The sequence below is a fragment of the Paenibacillus sp. YYML68 genome (assembly GCF_027923405.1).
In the GTDB taxonomy this organism is placed as follows: domain Bacteria; phylum Bacillota; class Bacilli; order Paenibacillales; family NBRC-103111; genus Paenibacillus_G.
Map to the genome: position 1 here is coordinate 1,516,229 of NZ_BQYI01000001.1, position 16,504 is coordinate 1,532,732.

The window sequence follows — 16,504 nt, forward strand, 5'->3', positions numbered from 1 at the left end:
GATAGATTCGAGCTGTATCAACGATTTGAAAATGGTACAAATAGCTCCAAGTGCCCAAGGATCGCAGCTTTCTTCACATCAAGCCGTTCACACACAATTTATTGTTTTCAAAGCGCCTGTTTTCGTGTACAATAGATGTATTGTTACAATTGCTAACACAACAGGACAGGTGATATTTCATGATAAATGCCCTCTTGGCAAGGAGCTCGGTGACGATGAATCAACGCAAAGCGGCTGATGTGTATCCATTCTTGGAAGCCTTCATTACTCACAAAGAGGCTCAAATTACAGAAATTGAGCAGGTTGTGCAGCGCTACGAGAAAAAACGGGCTCTAGAAGAAAGAAGCTACCAGTCGATGTCAGCTTTCAGACGGATGTTTGCTGGAAGAAAGCCGGACCACCATCTGGCGGTTGAGTACATTCACTATGTGAAGAAGCCGATGGAGCAAATTCGTCAGCTGCGTCTTGAAATTGAGCAGGCTCGCACCATTATGAACGACAGCAAGCCGAGCGATCTTGTCGTCGTGAGTGATGAGCTGGAGAAGCAGATGAACTAAATTAATATGCATGGCTTATCGAATTGGAGGCCGTGCTTCACGAACTTTCGCCAGCTGGCGGAAGTTTTTTTGTTTGACTATTTGTAGAAAAAAACTGGCGGCCAGTATGAGAGTTCATTCCCTCACACTAGCCGCCAGCCTATTCGTGTTTACTCGATTACTTCTCCCTCGTCAGCTGCCCGAGCTCGATGAAATCGTGCTCCTGGCTGTACGCCGGAACGCCGTGGATGCCGACGTCGAGACCGACGAGCTCCTCGTCGCGGCTGACGCGTGTCGGGATGAAGCGCCCGATCAGCTTGAACGCGAGCCATGTCGTGCCGAAGCCCCAGACGATAATGACAGCAAGTCCGAGCGCCTGCACGCCGAGCAGCTGGAAGCCGCCGCCGTAGAATAGTCCGGTGTAGCCTTGTCCGAGCTCGCCGATCAGCTCCGGCTGGGCGAACAGGCCGACAGCGAGTGTGCCGATGCTGCCGCTGACGCCGTGTACGGCGAATGCGCCGACCGGATCGTCGATGCGGCGGGATTCGAGGTATTCGGTCGCGAATACCATCGCGATGCCGCAGACGGCGCCGATCAAGATCGCGGCAGCGCTGCTGACGAACGCGCAGCCTGCGGTGATGCCGACGAGGCCGGCAAGAGAACCGTTGATGACCATCGGCGGGTCGGATTTGCGGTAGCGGAACATGGTGAACAAGATACAAGTCGCACAGCCCGACGCTGCGGCGAGCATCGTCGTCACGGCGATATGGCCGATGGCGCCGTTCGTCGCGCTGAGCGTACTGCCCGAGTTGAAGCCGAACCAGCCGAACCATAGGATGAATGCGCCAACAGAGGCGAGTGGCAGATTGGACGGCGGCACGATGTTCGCGACGCCCTTGTCCGTGAACTTGCCGATCCGCGGTCCGATGATCATCGCAGCTGCCAGCGCAGCGAAGCCGCCAAGCGCGTGGATCGTAGCGGAGCCTGCGAAGTCGATCATGCCGAGGCCGCCGAGCCAGCCGCCTACGCTCCATACCCAGTGTCCAGCGATCGGATAGATGAAGCCGGTCATTGCGACGGTGAACAATATGTAGGCGTGGAAGTTAATGCGCTCGGCCACCGCACCCGATACGATCGAGATGACGGCGATGACGAAGGCGCATTGGAACAGCCAGTACGTGTCGTGACTGATCGTTAAGTCGATGTGTGACAGATCCCCTTGCATGAAGAAGCCGGATGTGCCGATCATTCCTGCGAAGTCTTTCCCGTACATGAGTCCGAAGCCGAAGAAGAAGAAGATTAGGGCTCCGAAGGCGATGTCCACGAATACCTTCATAATGATGCTGACAGCGTTCTTCTGTCTGACGAACCCGGCCTCCAGCAAGGCGAAGCCGCCCTCCATCAGCAAAATCATGGCTGCCGTCAGCACGACCCAGATCGTATCCAAACCGCTCTGCAGCGCGGTCAAATCCATACATGTCACTCCTCGTTTTGATTAGGATTAAGCGTTTTCGCTTTCCAATTATAGATGGCGCCTGACAAGTATGTCAACGACAAACGTAAGAATAATTAACACCAGTTTAATAGCTGAGAACTATTAATTAACTTAACATGCATTGTCAGGTGCAAATGGTGTGCTCACTTGTATAACTCTCACTAATATTCTGCGCATTCGGTGTATTTAGACGCTCTGCGTCGTATTCCAGCATAATTTTACCTAAACATGTCCATCCTATTACTGCATCATACAAAACCAATAAACTCAATACATCGACGGTCTTGCGCATAAGCCTAGCCGATCGTAGGAGGAGAGATCCGCGATGATACCGCTGCAATCTACAATTACAGGCCGCGAGGAGGCCTTTGACGCTGTACGAGAATATTTGCATGGGATGGAGTTCGCGCTCGGAGGGAACTGGGATTACGAGCATGGCAGCTTCGATCGGTACCTCGATGAGGCGCATAAGGTGTGGCTGAGGCTGCCGTTCGAGGTGACACACGGGGTGCTCGACGGTGATACACCGGAGACAGGGGCGATCGTGCAATTCGGCTCTCCGTTCGTGCTGAAGCATATATATAATGAAGGCTTGGACAGCGAGGCGCAGATTCGAACGTATGGAGCGCTCCTCGACCAATTCTCATCACCTCTCGATAGTGATGCTCCGGTTGAAGACAAGTGGGTGAAGGAAGCGAAGGAGCTGCTGCACAGGGTGGAGAGCACCTGGCTTCAGTAGAGATACTGGAGTGTGCATTCACGTACGACTACTTATTAATATGTAATGAAGGGAAGCCAGTGGAGTCGACATGTATCCGCTGGCTTTTGTCGCCTATGCACGAAAAAATATACTTTTAGCTTCGCTTTACCTTCTTTTAATGTTCAGTTAAGGTTCATCCTTCAATATAAGTAGCATAGCAGCAAACGAAAACGAAACTTGATCGAAGTGGAGGGAATGTAGATGGACTTCAACAACAATAACAATAACCATAGCAATGGCGGCTCTAACGATAATAAGAACGGTGCGTACAATCCGTTCGACGATTTCTTCCGCAGCTCAAGCGCGCGCGATGGGGATGCACGACAGTCGGATGATTCGGCCGCGCAGCAGCCGGCGTCCAGCTCGAGCGAGCGCGACGGTCAGCCTGCCGGCCGATCCTCGCACTACTTCGGCTACGGTCCATATACGCCGAGCGCAGGGGATACGACGGTGACGGGTGCTAGTGGCACGTCCTCGGTCGAAGTGACGCCGCCGAAGCCGGTGCGACCGCTGCAGACGAATTCAGCCGAGCCGTCGGCTCAAGCCGGTCAATGGCAGTTCAATCCGGCACCGAAGCGCGGCAGCAGCTTCCGCTCGATTTTCGCCTCGTTCATGGCGGGTGTAATCGTGGTCGGATCGCTCATGTTCGCCTCGGATAAGATGAACCTGTTCACCGGCGCGGAAGGCGTCATGAACGGCTCCAGCCCAGCAAGTGCGACCGCTCAGTCGGCTCTCGGAGGCTCGGGCAATGCGGGAGTTCGTCAGACTGCGTTCGACATGGAGCGTCCGAACAACATCTCCGGCATCGTCGAGCAGTCAAGTCCTGCTGTCGTGAAGATCGAGACGAAGGTGAAGGCGAAGAGTACGAGCCGCAGCGGCAGCTCGCTGTTCAACGACCCGTTCTTCCGACAGTTCTTCGGCGATGACTTCGGCATGACGCCGCCGAGCAACAATGACTCTGGACAGCTGCAGCCGGGCGGGATGGGAACGGGCTTCATCTTCGAGAAGTCCGGCTACATTCTGACGAATGAGCACGTGATCGAGGGTGCGGATGAGATCTGGGTGTACGTACAGGGCTTCGAGAAGCCGTTCAAGGCTGAGTTGCTCGGCAACAGCTACGACCTCGACCTCGCGGCGCTGAAGATCACACCAGAGAATGGCAAAGACTTCCCGATGCTGCCGCTCGGCAATGCGGATGATCTGAATGTTGGGGACTGGGTCGTCGCGATCGGCAACCCGTACGGCTTCGACCATACGGTAACCGTCGGCGTGCTCAGTGCGAAGGAGCGTCCGATCAGCATTCCGGATGCGAACGGCACACGTAACTACAAGCATCTGCTGCAGACGGATGCTTCGATTAACCCAGGTAACTCGGGCGGACCGCTCTTGAACTTGAACGGCGAGGTTATCGGCATCAATACGGCGGTCAGCGCGACAGCACAGGGCATCGGCTTCGCCATTCCGACGAGCACGATCTCGGCGGTGCTGGATAATCTGAAGAACAACATCAAGATTCCGAAGGAGCCACTGCCGTACATCGGCATCTCCATGCAGAATATCGATAAGGAATGGCTGAGTGAGCTGAAGCTGGACAGCACCGACGGTGCAATCGTCGCTCAGGTCGAGCGTAAGAGCCCGGCGTTCAGCGCAGGTATTCGTCCTTATGACGTCATCGTCGAGGTGAACGGCACGAAGGTGAAGACGTCGACGGAGATCAGCGAAGCGATCAAGAAGCTGAAGGTCGGTGATAAGGTGACGGTCGGCATTATGCGCGACGGTCAGAAGCAGTCGATTGAAGTCACGATTGGCAATCGCAACGCGGAGTAGCAACTTCGAGTCATGAAGCGGGGCAGCAGAGCGCCCTGCTTCTTTTTTTCACCCGACATGTTCGGTACAATAGAGGAAGAGATGGCTGGAGAGGGAAGGTGACTTGCGATGCGCGAGAAGATCGTGGTGATCGATGATGATGAGAAAATTACGTCCATGCTGCGGCGCAGCCTGGCGTTCGAGGGATATACGGTGTTCACGGCGAATCACGGCGTCGAAGGACTGAAGTCGATTACGGAGAATGAGCCGCATGCGGTCATTCTCGATGTGATGATGCCGCAGCTGGACGGCTGGGAGGTCGTGCGCCGCATCCGCGAGGCGGGTCTTGAGGTGCCGGTGCTCATGCTAACGGCGAAGGATGAGGTGAGCGACCGGGTGAAGGGGCTCGATCTCGGTGCCGACGACTACCTCGTCAAGCCGTTCGCGCTGGAGGAGCTGCTCGCTCGGGTGCGCGTGCTGCTGCGGCGCAAGTCGCCGGACAAGCCGGAGGTGCAGACGAACAAGCTGACGTATCTGGACCTGTCGCTCGATCTCGATACGCGGGAGGTGTTCCGCGGCGGTCGTCTGGTGGAGCTGACGACGAAGGAGTTCGACCTCTTGCATCTGTTCATGCAGAATCCGCGGCGCGTGCTGTCGAGAGACATTATTATGGAAAAAGTATGGGGCTACGACTATAGCGGCGAATCGAACGTGCTCGAGGTGTACGTGGCGCTGCTCCGGCAGAAGACCGAGGAGCACGGTCACAAGCGTATCATTCAGACCGTCCGCGGCGCGGGCTACGTGCTGAGAGGAGAAGGGTGACATGTCGATCCGCATGCGCCTGACGCTGTGGTACACAGGGATATTGACCGCTACCCTGCTTGTGCTGGCGATCGGCTTCTATTTCTTCATGAACTACATCATGTACAGCAGTCTGAAGTCAGAGCTGAAGAGCGAGGCGGAGTACGTGCTCCCCCGCATTCGCGCGTTGCCGACCGTATCGTCGCAGGGCTTCAGCTTCAACTTCGAGCTGGAGGGGCGCAATTCGATTCGCAGCGGCAAGCTGCAGCTTCAGGTCGTTAACCTGCAGGATGGGCGCAAATTCCGCTCGAATGATCTCATTGAAGCGGATTTGGAGCTTCCGGGTGTGTCACCGGCCAAGGTTGCGTGCGTGCTGAGGGGGTCTTGTGCGTTTCAGAAGGTCAAGGTAGATGGCAATGATTTCCTTATTCATTATACACCGCTGTTCGCCTCGTCGCTGTTCGGCTCGTCCGATGAGCCGATCGGCATGCTGCAGGCGGCGTATTTCGTCGGCAATTACGAGCGTGTATTCGTCATTCTCCGGCTCGTACTGACGATTACGATGCTGCTGATCATCGTGCTGGCGGCATCGGTCGGTTGGTTCTTAGCGCGCAAGGCGCTTCGTCCGATCGAGCGGCTGGTGGAGGCGACGAATCGGATTGAGAAAGGAACCGACCTGCAGCGCCGCATCGAATATGACGGTCCGCCCGACGAGATCGGCGTGCTGACCGATACGATCAACGGTATGTTAAGCCGGCTGCAGCACACCTACACCGAGCTGGAGGAGGCGTACAGCGCCCAGCGTCGGTTCGTATCCGACGCCTCGCATGAGCTGCGGACGCCGCTGACGACGATTCGCGGCAATGTGGAGCTGCTGGAGAAGGTGTGGAACCAGACGCTGCAGCGTTCATCGGCGCCAGATTCGGGTATGTCCTCGGTCGAGCTCAGTCTGGAGGCGATGCGGGACATTTCCGGTGAGGCGGAGCGGATGTCGCGTCTTGTGAACGATCTGCTCGCGCTGGCTCGCGCCGATGCCGGGTTCCAGATGGCGAAGGCGGAGCTCGAGCTGAGGCCGCTCTTGGAGGACGCCGCGCGCAAGGCGCACATGCTGCCGCGTACGGTGGAATGGATCGTTGGTGATCTGTCCGCCGCTGCAGGTGTGCGGATCATCGGCAATCGGGACTATATGCAGCAGCTTCTGTTTATTTTCATCGAGAATGCGTTCAAGTACACGGAGCACGGCTACGTGAAGCTCGATGCGCTGCGCCATGGCGGTCAGATTGGTATCCGTATCGAGGATAGTGGCATCGGGATGGATGAGCAGGAGGTGCCGCACATCTTCGACCGCTTCTATCGGGCGGATGTGTCGAGGGGGATGAAGTCTGGTACCGGACTCGGTTTGTCGATCGCGAGGTGGATTATCGATGAGCATGGGGGCTCGATTGAGGTGAATACGGCTAAGGACGAGGGCTCGACCTTCACGCTGTGGTTCCCGATTGTCGAGTCGAGGGTGCTAGAGGCGGACGCAGAGCATGCGAGCCATTCCCTCACAGAAGGAGATCGGGTATAATGAGGGAATGAACTTTGCCGGGAAGGACGGTGTACCTATGGACGTGATCAAAATATCGCCGAGAGGCTACTGCTACGGCGTCGTCGATGCGATGGCGCTGGCGATGCAAACTGCGAAAAATTTCAACCTGCCAAGGCCGATCTACATTCTCGGTATGATTGTGCACAACGCGCACGTGACCGAGTTCTTCGAGAAGGAGGGCGTCATTACGCTGGATGGCCCGAACCGACTCGAGATTCTGGAGAAGATCGATAAGGGGACGGTCATCTTCACCGCGCATGGCGTATCGCCCGAGGTGCGTAAGCGTGCCCGCGAGCGCGGACTGTCGATCGTCGACGCAACGTGCCCGGATGTGACGAAGACGCATGACCTCATTCGTGAGAAGACGAGTGAAGGCTACCATATTATCTATATTGGCAAAAAAGGCCACCCCGAGCCCGAAGGCGCTGTCGGCGTCGCGCCGGACCATGTCCATCTGATCGAGAAGCTGGAGGAGATCGACGGACTGACGCTCACGAGCGAGCGCATCGTCATCACGAACCAGACGACGATGTCCCAGTGGGACATCAAGCACATCATGAACCGTCTGCTCGAGAAGTTCCCGCAGGCGGAGATCCACAACGAGATCTGCCTTGCGACACAGGTGCGCCAGGAGGCGGTGGCCGAGCAGGCGAAGGGAGCCGATCTTGTCATCGTCGTCGGCGATCCGCGCAGCAACAACTCGAACCGGCTGGCGCAGGTGTCGGAGGAGATCGCGGGCGTGAAGGCGCATCGGATCTCGGACTTGTCCGAGCTGAAGCGGGAGTGGCTTGAGTCAGTGCGGCGCGTGGCCGTTACGAGCGGCGCCTCGACGCCGACGCCGATCACGAAGGAAGTGATCTCGTATCTTGAGCAATACGACGAGAACGATCCGTCGACGTGGGAGATTCGCCGAACGGTGAACATGGACCGTCTCATTCCGACCGTGAGGACGAAGGCGGGCGCGGAGCAGGGGTAGCGTGAGTCTGGTGCGGGCCGGCGGCCGCGGAGCAGGGGTAATGTGCGCTAAGTGAGACCGTTTTCATCAGAATCCGAACGTTCGGTGTATCGCTCATTTTCGTGTAAAGCTTGGTTTTGTGGAAAATATAGGAATGTTGGAGCTAGAGCTTGGCGCTTTTGCACGAATTGCAGAGCGTCAAGCTCGTTTTATGTCGAAAATGTGAACTTAACCCAAAAAGGTGTGAGCATACCTTACACATGCATAAAAAATACCTTACATAAGTATTGACGATTAATGCCGAATAGTTTTATAATAACCACATATTCAAGGGAAAACTTGAACAATCTTCGTTTAAACAGCCGATAATGTTCGGAATTTAGGAGGTAACCGAGTCCATGTCAGTTCAAAATGTATTGAACCTTATTCAAGAAAAAGGTATCGAGTGGGTAGATTTCCGTTTTGTTGATCTGAACGGCCGTGCACACCATATTTCTTTGCCAGCAGTAGAAGTAGAAGAAGCAACGTTCGAGAACGGCGTAGCATTCGACGGCTCTTCCATCGTAGGCTTCCGCGGAATCGAAGAGTCCGATATGGTTATGCTTCCAGATACAGAGTCCGTATACGTGGACCCTTTCACAGCGCATCCGACGCTGATCGTAATGTGTTCCATCCACACGCCGGACGGCGCTCGTTATGAGCGTGACCCGCGCGGTATTGCTCAGAAGGCTGAAGAGTACTTGCAGAAGGCAGGCGTTGGTACGGCAGCATTCTTCGCGCCTGAGTCCGAGTTTTTCATCTTCGACGAAGTTCGCTTCGAGAGCAAGCAAAACAGCTCCACTTACTTCGTAGATTCCGAAGAAGCTCACTGGAACTCGAACCGTAAGGAAGAGGGCGGCAACCTGGGCTTCAAGGTCGGCCACAAGGGCGGCTATGTGCCAGTAGCTCCAACGGATACACAGCAGGACATCCGTTCGGAAATGTGCCGTCTGCTGATGGAAGCTGGTCTTCGCATCGAGCGCCATCACCACGAAGTAGCGACTGCAGGTCAAGGCGAGATCAACTTCCGCTTCGACACGCTGACGAAGACAGCCGACAACCTGATGAAATACAAGTACATCGTTCAGAACACAGCTCGCCAGTACGGCAAGGTGGCTACATTCATGCCGAAGCCGCTGTTTGGTGACAACGGTAGCGGTATGCACGTTCACCAGTCCATCTTCAACGGCGACGAGCCTTTGTTCTATGACAAAAACGGCTACGCAAACCTGAGCGAAATGGCGATCCACTACATCGGTGGTATCCTGTACCATGCTCCAGCTCTGATCGCGTTGACGAACCCGAGCACGAACTCCTTCAAGCGTCTGGTTCCTGGCTACGAAGCACCAGTTAACCTGGTATTCTCCAAGGGTAACCGTTCCGCAGCAGTTCGTATTCCAGTTGCTGCTGTTACGCCGAAGGGCTGCCGTATCGAGTTCCGTACACCGGACAGCACAGCTAACCCTTACCTTGCATTCGCAGCGATGCTGCTTGCAGGTCTTGACGGTATCAAGAAGAAGATCGATCCTCGTGAGCTTGGCTACGGACCTTTCGACAAGAACATCTACGAGCTGTCCGATGCTGAGAAGAAGGAAATCCGCAGCGTACCTGGCACACTCGACGAAGCTCTCAACGCGCTTGAGGCTGACTATGAGTTCCTGACAGAGGGCGGCGTATTCACGAAGGACTTCATCGACAACTACGTTGCACTGAAGCGTGACGAGGCGAAAGCTGTATCGATCCGCATTCATCCGCACGAGTTCTCCCTGTACTTCGATCTGTAAGACTCAGCACTTATATGATAAATACAGAGCGTACACTTTGAGCATTCAAGGTGTACGCTCTTTTTTGTGCGTGCGGAGAAGGAGGTGGGGGGCGTACGCTAATGCACGGGGCATGGGCAGGCGCGGCTATGGCGCTCGCGGATAGCGCCCGAAGCGTACGCTAAAGGGCGGCGCCTGCGCTCGGCGCGGTCATGGCGCGCGCGGATAGCGCCCGAAGCGTGCGCTAAAGCGCGGCGCCTGCGCTCGGCGCGGTTATGGCGCGCGCGGATAGCGCCCGAAGCGTACGCTAAAGGGCGGCGCCTGCGCTCGGCGCGGTCATGGCGCGCGCGGATAGCGCCCGAAGCGTGCGCTAAAGCGCGGCGCCTGCGCTCGGCGCGGTTATGGCGCGCGCGGATAGCGCCTGAAGCGTACGCTAAAACGCAGCGCCTGCGCCAGGCACGGTCATGGCGCGCGCGGATAGCGCACGAAGCGTGCGCTAAAGCGCGGCGCCTGCGCTCGGCGCGGTCATGGCGCGTGCGGATAGCGCCCGAAGCGTACGCTAAAACGCAGCGCCTGCGCCAGGCACGGTCATGGCGCGCGCGGATAGCGCACGAAGCGTGCGCTAAAGGGCGGCGCCAGCGCTCGGCGCGGTCATGGCGCGCGCGGATCGCGCACGAAGCGTGCGCTAAAGGGCGGCGCCAGCGCCGGGCGCGGTTATGGCGCTCGCGGATAGCGTACGAAGCGTACGCTAAAACGCGGCGCCAGCGCCGGGCGCGGTCATGGCGCGCGGATAGCGCCCGAAGCGTACGCTAAAGCGCGGCGCCTGCGCTCGGCGCGGTCATGGCGCGCGGATAGCGCCCGAAGCGTACGCTAAAGCGCGGCGCCTGCTCCCCACGCCTGTACGCTCCAGCCTCTGACGGCTCACCGCGCCCCGCTGCTTCCCACAACGTGCCCAACGCGTGGGCTAACTCTCCGCCGCCAGCCCCTCCGCACGCCATAGCGCATAGAAGTACAGACTTGCCTCCGGCAGACCATGTACGCGAATGTACGTGGCTCCAGCCGGCAGTATGTCAACGGCATGCTGCAGCCCCTCGAGACTCGTAATCGCGGCATCAGCAGCATGAAGCTCAGTCAACCGGCTCATGTCGGCAGCTGTAACCGAGTTAGCTTCCCCTAGCTGAAGCTGTGCCTTGACCGCCTTTTCCAAATGTATATCGGTAAATGCAACACGCCAAGACGCAGCCATCGCCGAGGGGGTACCGGAGCCTAAGGACATGCTGCAGACGATTAGTAAGACAGATACGGTGACTATAACCATTCCAATGCTACGTGATCCTCTCTATATTTTAGAGGATTGGCGTGAACAGTCAACAGAAAATGATACTCAGTGTATCAATCTATGGAGACATAGCCACCTCGTCCTGAGGCTGCACAAATATAGCCTCACAACAGCATATAATCAATCAATCCGCGTTAAATTTTTTTTGATTAAACGAACATTTTCTTCTGTCTGTATTGACAAAAGTGACATAAAATGAGATACATATTGTATCGGACGAAATAAATAGGCAGCGATGATTCTTACTCTATATGTGGGCACTTGGGGTAAGGGGAGCTAGTAGTGCAACCGGCCATCAAGCAGCATACGATGGCTATTTTTTATGCCTAAGCAGATGAAGGACATGAATCAGTGATTATGCGAGGGGGTGCGTCGGATGGGGCAGAAGCTGACCGTCATGCTGTCTACAGAAGGGACTTACCCGTTCTATCAAGGCGGCGTCAGTACCTGGTGCGACATACTTGTGAGGAAGCTCTCGAACATTGATTATGTGCTGTACAGTGTCATTACTGATCCTTACGTGTTGCCCAAGTTCAAGATTCCTAAGCATGCGCTGCTGAAGTCGATGCCGCTATGGGGAACTGAGGAGCCGTGCGAGCACCTGGACATTCCGTTCTCCCAAGTATACCTCGCCAAGAAACGAACAACGCCCAAGGTCATTCAAGAACAGTTCATTCCACTATTTACGACTCTCGTGGAGGAACTGATTGGACTCGACCGCAACCCCCAAGAGCTTGCTCAGGTGATGCATGCACTGTACCGTTACTTCCAGGAGTATGAGTACAAGGAGTCGTTCAAGTCTGAGTTGACCTGGGATGTATACAAGCGGATCGTGATGTCCGCCCCATCGCTTCCTGCACCAGACCTGTACGGCATGATCCAGAGCCTCGGGTGGATCTTCCGCTTTTTCAACCTATTGAACAATCCTGTTCCGAAGGCTCATGTCTCGCATTCCTCGGCTGCTGCGTTCTGCGGCATTCCATGCGTGCTTGCGAAGCTGGAGCACGGGACGCCGATATTGTTAACCGAGCACGGCGTCTATTTACGTGAGCAGTACTTGTCACTTGCGAAGCGGGGACTGTCCTCGTTCCTGAACACGTTCCTCGTTCGACTCATCTCGTCTATCGTCACCTTGAATTACGCCTATGCGGACCAAGTATCACCCGTTTGTCAGTACAACACACGTTGGGAGACTCGACTTGGGGTAGAAGCGGACAAGATCAAGGTCATCTACAATGGGGTGGATGATAAAATTTTCCTGCCTTCGCCAAGTCCCGGCAACGCTCATCCGACTGTTGTGACTGTTGCGCGGATCGATCCGAATAAGGACATTCTCACGCTGATCCGATCTGCCATGCTGGTGAAGCAGCGTATTCCGAATGTGAAATATGTCATCCACGGCAGCGTCGCAGTACCTGATTATTACGAGGAATGCGTGAAGCTCAGAGATCAGCTTGGTCTGGAGGCTACGGTGATCTTCGCAGGTCATACTCAAGATATGGCGGGCGCTTACCGGAGCGGGGACGTCGTCGTGCTGTCGAGTATTTCGGAGGCGTTCCCTTACGCCGTAGTTGAGGCAATGATGACGGCAAGACCTGTCGTCGCGACGAATGTCGGAGGGATCAGCGAGGCGCTCGGAGATACGGGCTACATCGTGACGCCTCGAGATGCGGAGGCGCTGGCTGAGCAGACAGCTCTCTTGCTGCAGGACGCGGAGCTGCGGCGTACGCTCGGCAAGGCGGCGAGAGCTCGGGCGATGAGCTTCCTGACCTTGGATAAAGTGCTGGAGCAGCATATGAAGAGCTACATCCAGCTATCGGTTCAATCGGACATGGCGATGCGCGAGAGCGCGGCTTCGGTGCATGTGGTGGACCGACAGCGAATCTATGTTCAGCAGGGCTACACGTTGAAAAGCCAAGGCTATTATCCCGAGGCCGTCACGCAGTTCCGGGCTGCGGTACAAATGCTGCCGGGAGCGGCATCAACACCTGCACTGCTAGCCGAAATTTCCGAGTGCTTGTCCCATATGGGACGGCCGGACGCAGCACGTATGGAGCTTGAGCGTATGCGAATGCTTGCTGAGCTGTATGGGTTCAAGATTGTATCGTAGGGAGGAAGATGTACTTGGATATGCTGTACCGCAAGCTGATCGATGAAGCCGAGACAGAGCTGTCCACACTGCTTCATGACAATGAACAACTCAAGCGCAGGCTGCAGGAGATGAATCAGCAAGGAACGGATCTGTCATTGGTAGAGAAGGAAATATCGTCCATCATTCTAATGTCTCATATGGACAATACGAAGAAGCTGTTCGAGCTGATCGAGAGCCTTAAGAAGAAGGAACAGGAGATGGAGCTACAGCTGGAACGGAAGAGGGAACAGCTGCACAAGCTAAAGAGAAGCTTGTCGCAGACGATTCGCACAATGAAGGCGCAGGTCGCGAATGTGGAACAGGGGGGAATCGGATGATGGAGATACAGATCAATGATTCTCTTGTTGAGACTGTGCAGCTGGATGATGCAAGACGTCTGTGGGAGGCGTACTTTGCTATTAAGCAGAGGATCGAAGTGTTGAGGCTTGAGAATGAGTCCCTGCAGCAGGCGCTTATGGAAGCGGAGGTGCGCAGCAGCCAGCTGGTGACGGACGAAGCGTATAAGCAGCTGGTGCTGCGCAAGACGAAGGATGCGCTGCTGCTGTTGAATAATGAGCGCGAGGAAGAGGCCAATCGGCTGAAGACGGAGGCGGCAAGGCGCAGAACGGAGCAGCTTGCTGCTGCGGCGGAGCTTGATATAGAGATTGATACGTTTCGTATCACGATCGAGGTATTGTTGGATCAACTGGACGAGGCTATTGGCGACGTCGAGCAGGATGCGTCGGCGTCGGAGCTGGGAGCCGAGACGGAGCCTGCGGCAGTAGAGGCGGAGTCTGGTGAAGACGAGACGGAGCCAGCGGTAGTGGAGGCGGAGTCTGGTGAAGACGAGACGGAGCCAGCGGCCGTAGTGGAGGCGGAGTCTGGTGAAGACGAGGCGGAGCCCGCAGCAGTAGTAGAGGCGGAGTCTGGTGAAGACGAGACGGAGCCTGTGGCCGTAGTGGAGGCGGAGTCGTCCGAAGACGAGACGGAGCCTGCGGTAGTGGAGGCGGAGTCTGGTGTAGCCGAGACGGAGCCTGCGGCAGTAGAGGCGGAGTTCGGAGAAGACGAGACGGAGCCCGAGGTGTCCGCGACTGAAGAGGCGCACTCCGCAGACACGATGGAGACTGAGGCTGAGGCTGAGGTGCGGATTGCGGCAACAGCGGTGGAGACAGCTCATGATCCGCGGGCGGATTTTTGGGATAACCTTGACAAATATTTGTACGGAGGCGATTCGGAGGCGAAGAAGGAGACGGCAGCAGTAGCAGAGGAGACGGCAGCACCAGACCCTGCGCATAGCTCGGCTGTAGATGCGGGCATCAGTAAGTCAGCGCAGGGAGCTTCGGCCGCTTATGGAACGGCTGATGCAGGTCCAGCAGCTCAAGACCCAGCTTCGTCGAGCGCTCAGCTGACGCAGGAGGCGAGCTTCATTAAGAAGCAATATATCGTCGGCAACCGGGCGGGCCAAGATCTTCTCGATAGCCGGGGGAAGCTGATCATTCGGAAGTACGAGGTCATCACCGAGCCGATTCTGGCTATAGCTGAGGCCGATGGTAAGCTTGCCGACTTGATCGTGCATATGATACTGCCCGGATTCGAGGACGATGAGACATGAGCAACGTTGTACCGATTAACGCCAGCGCTTCTCTGTATGAGAACGGGGCGTTCCGCGGGTTGGTCCAGGAGGTGCTGGAGCGGCACCTCCAGCCCCAGGACCGCTACGAGGTAGCAGCCATTCTCGAATCGATTGGCTGGAGTGACCGCAGAGCGGCTGACACCTTCGGCGTACAGGACGTATTCGGGCTCGCGGACGCCATCTGGGATTCGATCCGGGACAACATCCAGTACAGCTCATTCTCCAAGGCGGAGGAGCTGTCGTGGCGGCAGAAGCTGTATGAGCTGTTGCGTGCTTTTCTACGCGGAACGATATTCGCACTGCCGATGGCGATCTCCGTCATCTCCATGCTAACGCTGAAGTTCTCCCTCTGGTCGTTCGAGAACTTGTCTGTCGAGCTTGCGACGAGTATAGCGATCGGCACCATTCTAAGCTTCATGACGGTGGGCGGCTTCACCCAGGCGATTGCACGTCGCGGCTTCTTCTACATCCTGCAGGGTCATTACATGCTAGCCAGCCGAACGACGTTCTTCTTCATTAAAGTCGGCTTCGTTCTATGTTTAGTGATGGCTGTTCTGATTTTGGCAGTCGATATGCTCTTTACGTTGTTTCCTTACCGCATGCTCTTTCACATACTCGCCTATTTTATACTGCTCACGGGCATCTGGATTACGGTAACGGTTATGTACATTCTCAAGAAGGAATTGTACTTCACAGGCATTATCGTGCTCGGCATATTTCTTGTCTATGTTCTCTATAAAATACTCGGCATCGACATCATCTTCTCGCAGCTGGTCGCACTGACGATCGTATCGCTGCTCTGCATGCTGCTCATTATGAGACTGTTCCGACAAGCGGAGAAGAAGGCGGGACCGACGACAGTCTCGGTAATGCCTCGAGTGTCGATTACGATTTACTCGGCGATGCACTATTTCTTCTACGGCTTCTTATACTTCACCTTCATCTATATCGATCGGATCGTCGCATGGTCCACGAACAATACCTATATGCCGTACGTCATCTGGTTTCGCGGCGAATACGAGGTCGGGATGGACTTTGCTCTCCTCATGCTCATGATTCCGCTAGGCATCAGCGAGGTCAACATCTCCTGGTTCATGCGCAAGCTCGAGGCCGAGCAGAAGAAGTATATGGCGGACGAGGCGGAGAAGATGAACCGGTTTTTCCTACGGCGATACATTCGCACCCAACTGCTACAGGTCGTGACAGCAATCGGCAGCGCGATTCTCGTATTCTGGCTCTTCCATTATGCAAGTAACAATTATTTCCTGGAAAATGCTCAAGGCTTCCTGGCGAGCGAGGTAACTCAGTTCGTCCTCGTGTGGGCGCTAGTGGCGTACGCGGTGCTGTCAGTGTTCCTGCTGAACGCCGTCATCCTGTTCTCCTTATCACAGCCTACGAAAATTAACAAAGCGCTTATCATCGGACTGATCGTCAATTTCGTTGTCGGCTTCCTGCTTAGTCGCTGGGTCGATTACCATTATGCGATCTTCGGCTTGCTTGCTGGCTCGCTCGTCGTCGCGGTGCTGTCTACGATTAATCTGATGAAGCTGATCAAGAAGCTTGACTATTACTTGTACGCGGCATCTTAGTCGGGCGCTGGCAGACCTGACCTGAACGGATCGGTTCGGGGATCGGATGGGGCGCTGTTCGAGGGC

At 55.8% G+C, this 16,504-nt stretch carries 13 protein-coding genes and 1 riboswitch; of the genes, 11 read left to right on the forward strand and 2 right to left on the reverse strand.

Features of this window, described 5'->3' with window-relative positions; all coding sequences use genetic code 11:
- Nucleotides 1-215 precede the first annotated feature (215 nt).
- On the forward strand, nt 216-557 hold the full coding sequence (locus PAE68_RS06700; RefSeq protein WP_281885315.1) for a hypothetical protein: 342 nt from the start codon (nt 216-218) through the stop codon (nt 555-557).
- Between the two features lie 157 nt (nt 558-714).
- Here PAE68_RS06700 and PAE68_RS06705 read toward each other — a convergent pair whose 3' ends face one another.
- Nucleotides 715-2,010, reverse strand: coding sequence for an ammonium transporter (locus PAE68_RS06705; RefSeq protein ID WP_281885317.1), 1,296 nt, complete (start codon nt 2,008-2,010; stop codon nt 715-717).
- Between the two features lie 346 nt (nt 2,011-2,356).
- Between PAE68_RS06705 and PAE68_RS06710 the strand changes: the two genes are divergently transcribed.
- From PAE68_RS06710 to glnA, 6 genes are all read left to right on the forward strand, one after another.
- The gene (locus tag PAE68_RS06710) at nt 2,357-2,770 is read left to right on the forward strand and encodes a YugN family protein (protein ID WP_281885319.1); all 414 of its coding nucleotides are present in this window, start codon (nt 2,357-2,359) and stop codon (nt 2,768-2,770) included.
- A gap of 222 nt (nt 2,771-2,992) precedes the next feature.
- Entirely contained in the window at nt 2,993-4,618 is a 1,626-nt protein-coding gene (locus PAE68_RS06715; protein ID WP_281885321.1) for a S1C family serine protease, read from the forward strand.
- 108 nt (nt 4,619-4,726) lie between these two features.
- A complete protein-coding gene (locus PAE68_RS06720) occupies nt 4,727-5,419 on the forward strand; it encodes a response regulator transcription factor (RefSeq protein WP_281885323.1) in 693 nt (230 codons plus the stop codon).
- A 1-nt stretch (nt 5,420) separates the two neighbouring features.
- Nucleotides 5,421-6,968 carry a sensor histidine kinase gene (locus PAE68_RS06725; RefSeq protein ID WP_281885325.1) on the forward strand — a complete coding sequence of 516 codons (1,548 nt, stop codon included), beginning with the start codon at nt 5,421-5,423 and terminating at the stop codon, nt 6,966-6,968.
- Nucleotides 6,969-7,005: 37 nt separating this feature from the next.
- Entirely contained in the window at nt 7,006-7,965 is a 960-nt protein-coding gene (locus PAE68_RS06730) for a 4-hydroxy-3-methylbut-2-enyl diphosphate reductase (RefSeq protein ID WP_281890940.1), read from the forward strand.
- A gap of 377 nt (nt 7,966-8,342) precedes the next feature.
- Nucleotides 8,343-9,767, forward strand: a complete 1,425-nt coding sequence (gene glnA / locus PAE68_RS06735; RefSeq protein ID WP_281885327.1) for a type I glutamate--ammonia ligase — start codon at nt 8,343-8,345, stop codon at nt 9,765-9,767.
- A 943-nt stretch (nt 9,768-10,710) separates the two neighbouring features.
- Here the strand turns inward: glnA and PAE68_RS06740 are convergent.
- Nucleotides 10,711-11,064 (reverse strand): hypothetical protein, encoded by a 354-nt coding sequence (locus PAE68_RS06740; protein WP_281885329.1) that lies wholly within the window; start codon nt 11,062-11,064, stop codon nt 10,711-10,713.
- 240 nt (nt 11,065-11,304) lie between these two features.
- Nucleotides 11,305-11,387, forward strand: a riboswitch (cyclic di-GMP riboswitch).
- 74 nt (nt 11,388-11,461) lie between these two features.
- Between PAE68_RS06740 and pelF the strand changes: the two genes are divergently transcribed.
- The 4 genes from pelF to PAE68_RS06760 are packed head-to-tail and all read left to right on the forward strand — an operon-like array spanning nt 11,462 to nt 16,438.
- Nucleotides 11,462-13,195: a GT4 family glycosyltransferase PelF gene (gene pelF, locus PAE68_RS06745; protein ID WP_281885331.1), complete on the forward strand. Its 1,734-nt coding sequence runs from the start codon at nt 11,462-11,464 to the stop codon at nt 13,193-13,195.
- Nucleotides 13,196-13,209: 14 nt separating this feature from the next.
- A complete protein-coding gene (locus tag PAE68_RS06750) occupies nt 13,210-13,554 on the forward strand; it encodes a coiled-coil domain-containing protein (RefSeq protein WP_281885333.1) in 345 nt (114 codons plus the stop codon).
- Nucleotides 13,551-14,828, forward strand: a complete 1,278-nt coding sequence (locus PAE68_RS06755; protein ID WP_281885335.1) for a hypothetical protein — start codon at nt 13,551-13,553, stop codon at nt 14,826-14,828. Before PAE68_RS06750 ends, PAE68_RS06755 begins: the two co-directional genes overlap by 4 nt.
- The gene (locus tag PAE68_RS06760) at nt 14,825-16,438 is read left to right on the forward strand and encodes a hypothetical protein (protein ID WP_281885337.1); all 1,614 of its coding nucleotides are present in this window, start codon (nt 14,825-14,827) and stop codon (nt 16,436-16,438) included. Before PAE68_RS06755 ends, PAE68_RS06760 begins: the two co-directional genes overlap by 4 nt.
- Nucleotides 16,439-16,504: the final 66 nt, after the last annotated feature.

What these genes read in the sequence shown, in the direction of transcription:
- PAE68_RS06700 (WP_281885315.1), top strand. Translation starts at nt 216, where the DNA reads ATGAATCAACGCAAAGCGGCTGATGTGTATCCATTCTTGGAAGCCTTC.
- PAE68_RS06705 (WP_281885317.1), bottom strand. Translation starts at nt 2,010, where the DNA reads ATGGATTTGACCGCGCTGCAGAGCGGTTTGGATACGATCTGGGTCGTG.
- PAE68_RS06710 (WP_281885319.1), top strand. Translation starts at nt 2,357, where the DNA reads ATGATACCGCTGCAATCTACAATTACAGGCCGCGAGGAGGCCTTTGAC.
- PAE68_RS06715 (WP_281885321.1), top strand. Translation starts at nt 2,993, where the DNA reads ATGGACTTCAACAACAATAACAATAACCATAGCAATGGCGGCTCTAAC.
- PAE68_RS06720 (WP_281885323.1), top strand. Translation starts at nt 4,727, where the DNA reads ATGCGCGAGAAGATCGTGGTGATCGATGATGATGAGAAAATTACGTCC.
- PAE68_RS06725 (WP_281885325.1), top strand. Translation starts at nt 5,421, where the DNA reads ATGTCGATCCGCATGCGCCTGACGCTGTGGTACACAGGGATATTGACC.
- PAE68_RS06730 (WP_281890940.1), top strand. Translation starts at nt 7,006, where the DNA reads ATGGACGTGATCAAAATATCGCCGAGAGGCTACTGCTACGGCGTCGTC.
- glnA (WP_281885327.1), top strand. Translation starts at nt 8,343, where the DNA reads ATGTCAGTTCAAAATGTATTGAACCTTATTCAAGAAAAAGGTATCGAG.
- PAE68_RS06740 (WP_281885329.1), bottom strand. Translation starts at nt 11,064, where the DNA reads ATGGTTATAGTCACCGTATCTGTCTTACTAATCGTCTGCAGCATGTCC.
- pelF (WP_281885331.1), top strand. Translation starts at nt 11,462, where the DNA reads ATGGGGCAGAAGCTGACCGTCATGCTGTCTACAGAAGGGACTTACCCG.
- PAE68_RS06755 (WP_281885335.1), top strand. Translation starts at nt 13,551, where the DNA reads ATGATGGAGATACAGATCAATGATTCTCTTGTTGAGACTGTGCAGCTG.
- PAE68_RS06760 (WP_281885337.1), top strand. Translation starts at nt 14,825, where the DNA reads ATGAGCAACGTTGTACCGATTAACGCCAGCGCTTCTCTGTATGAGAAC.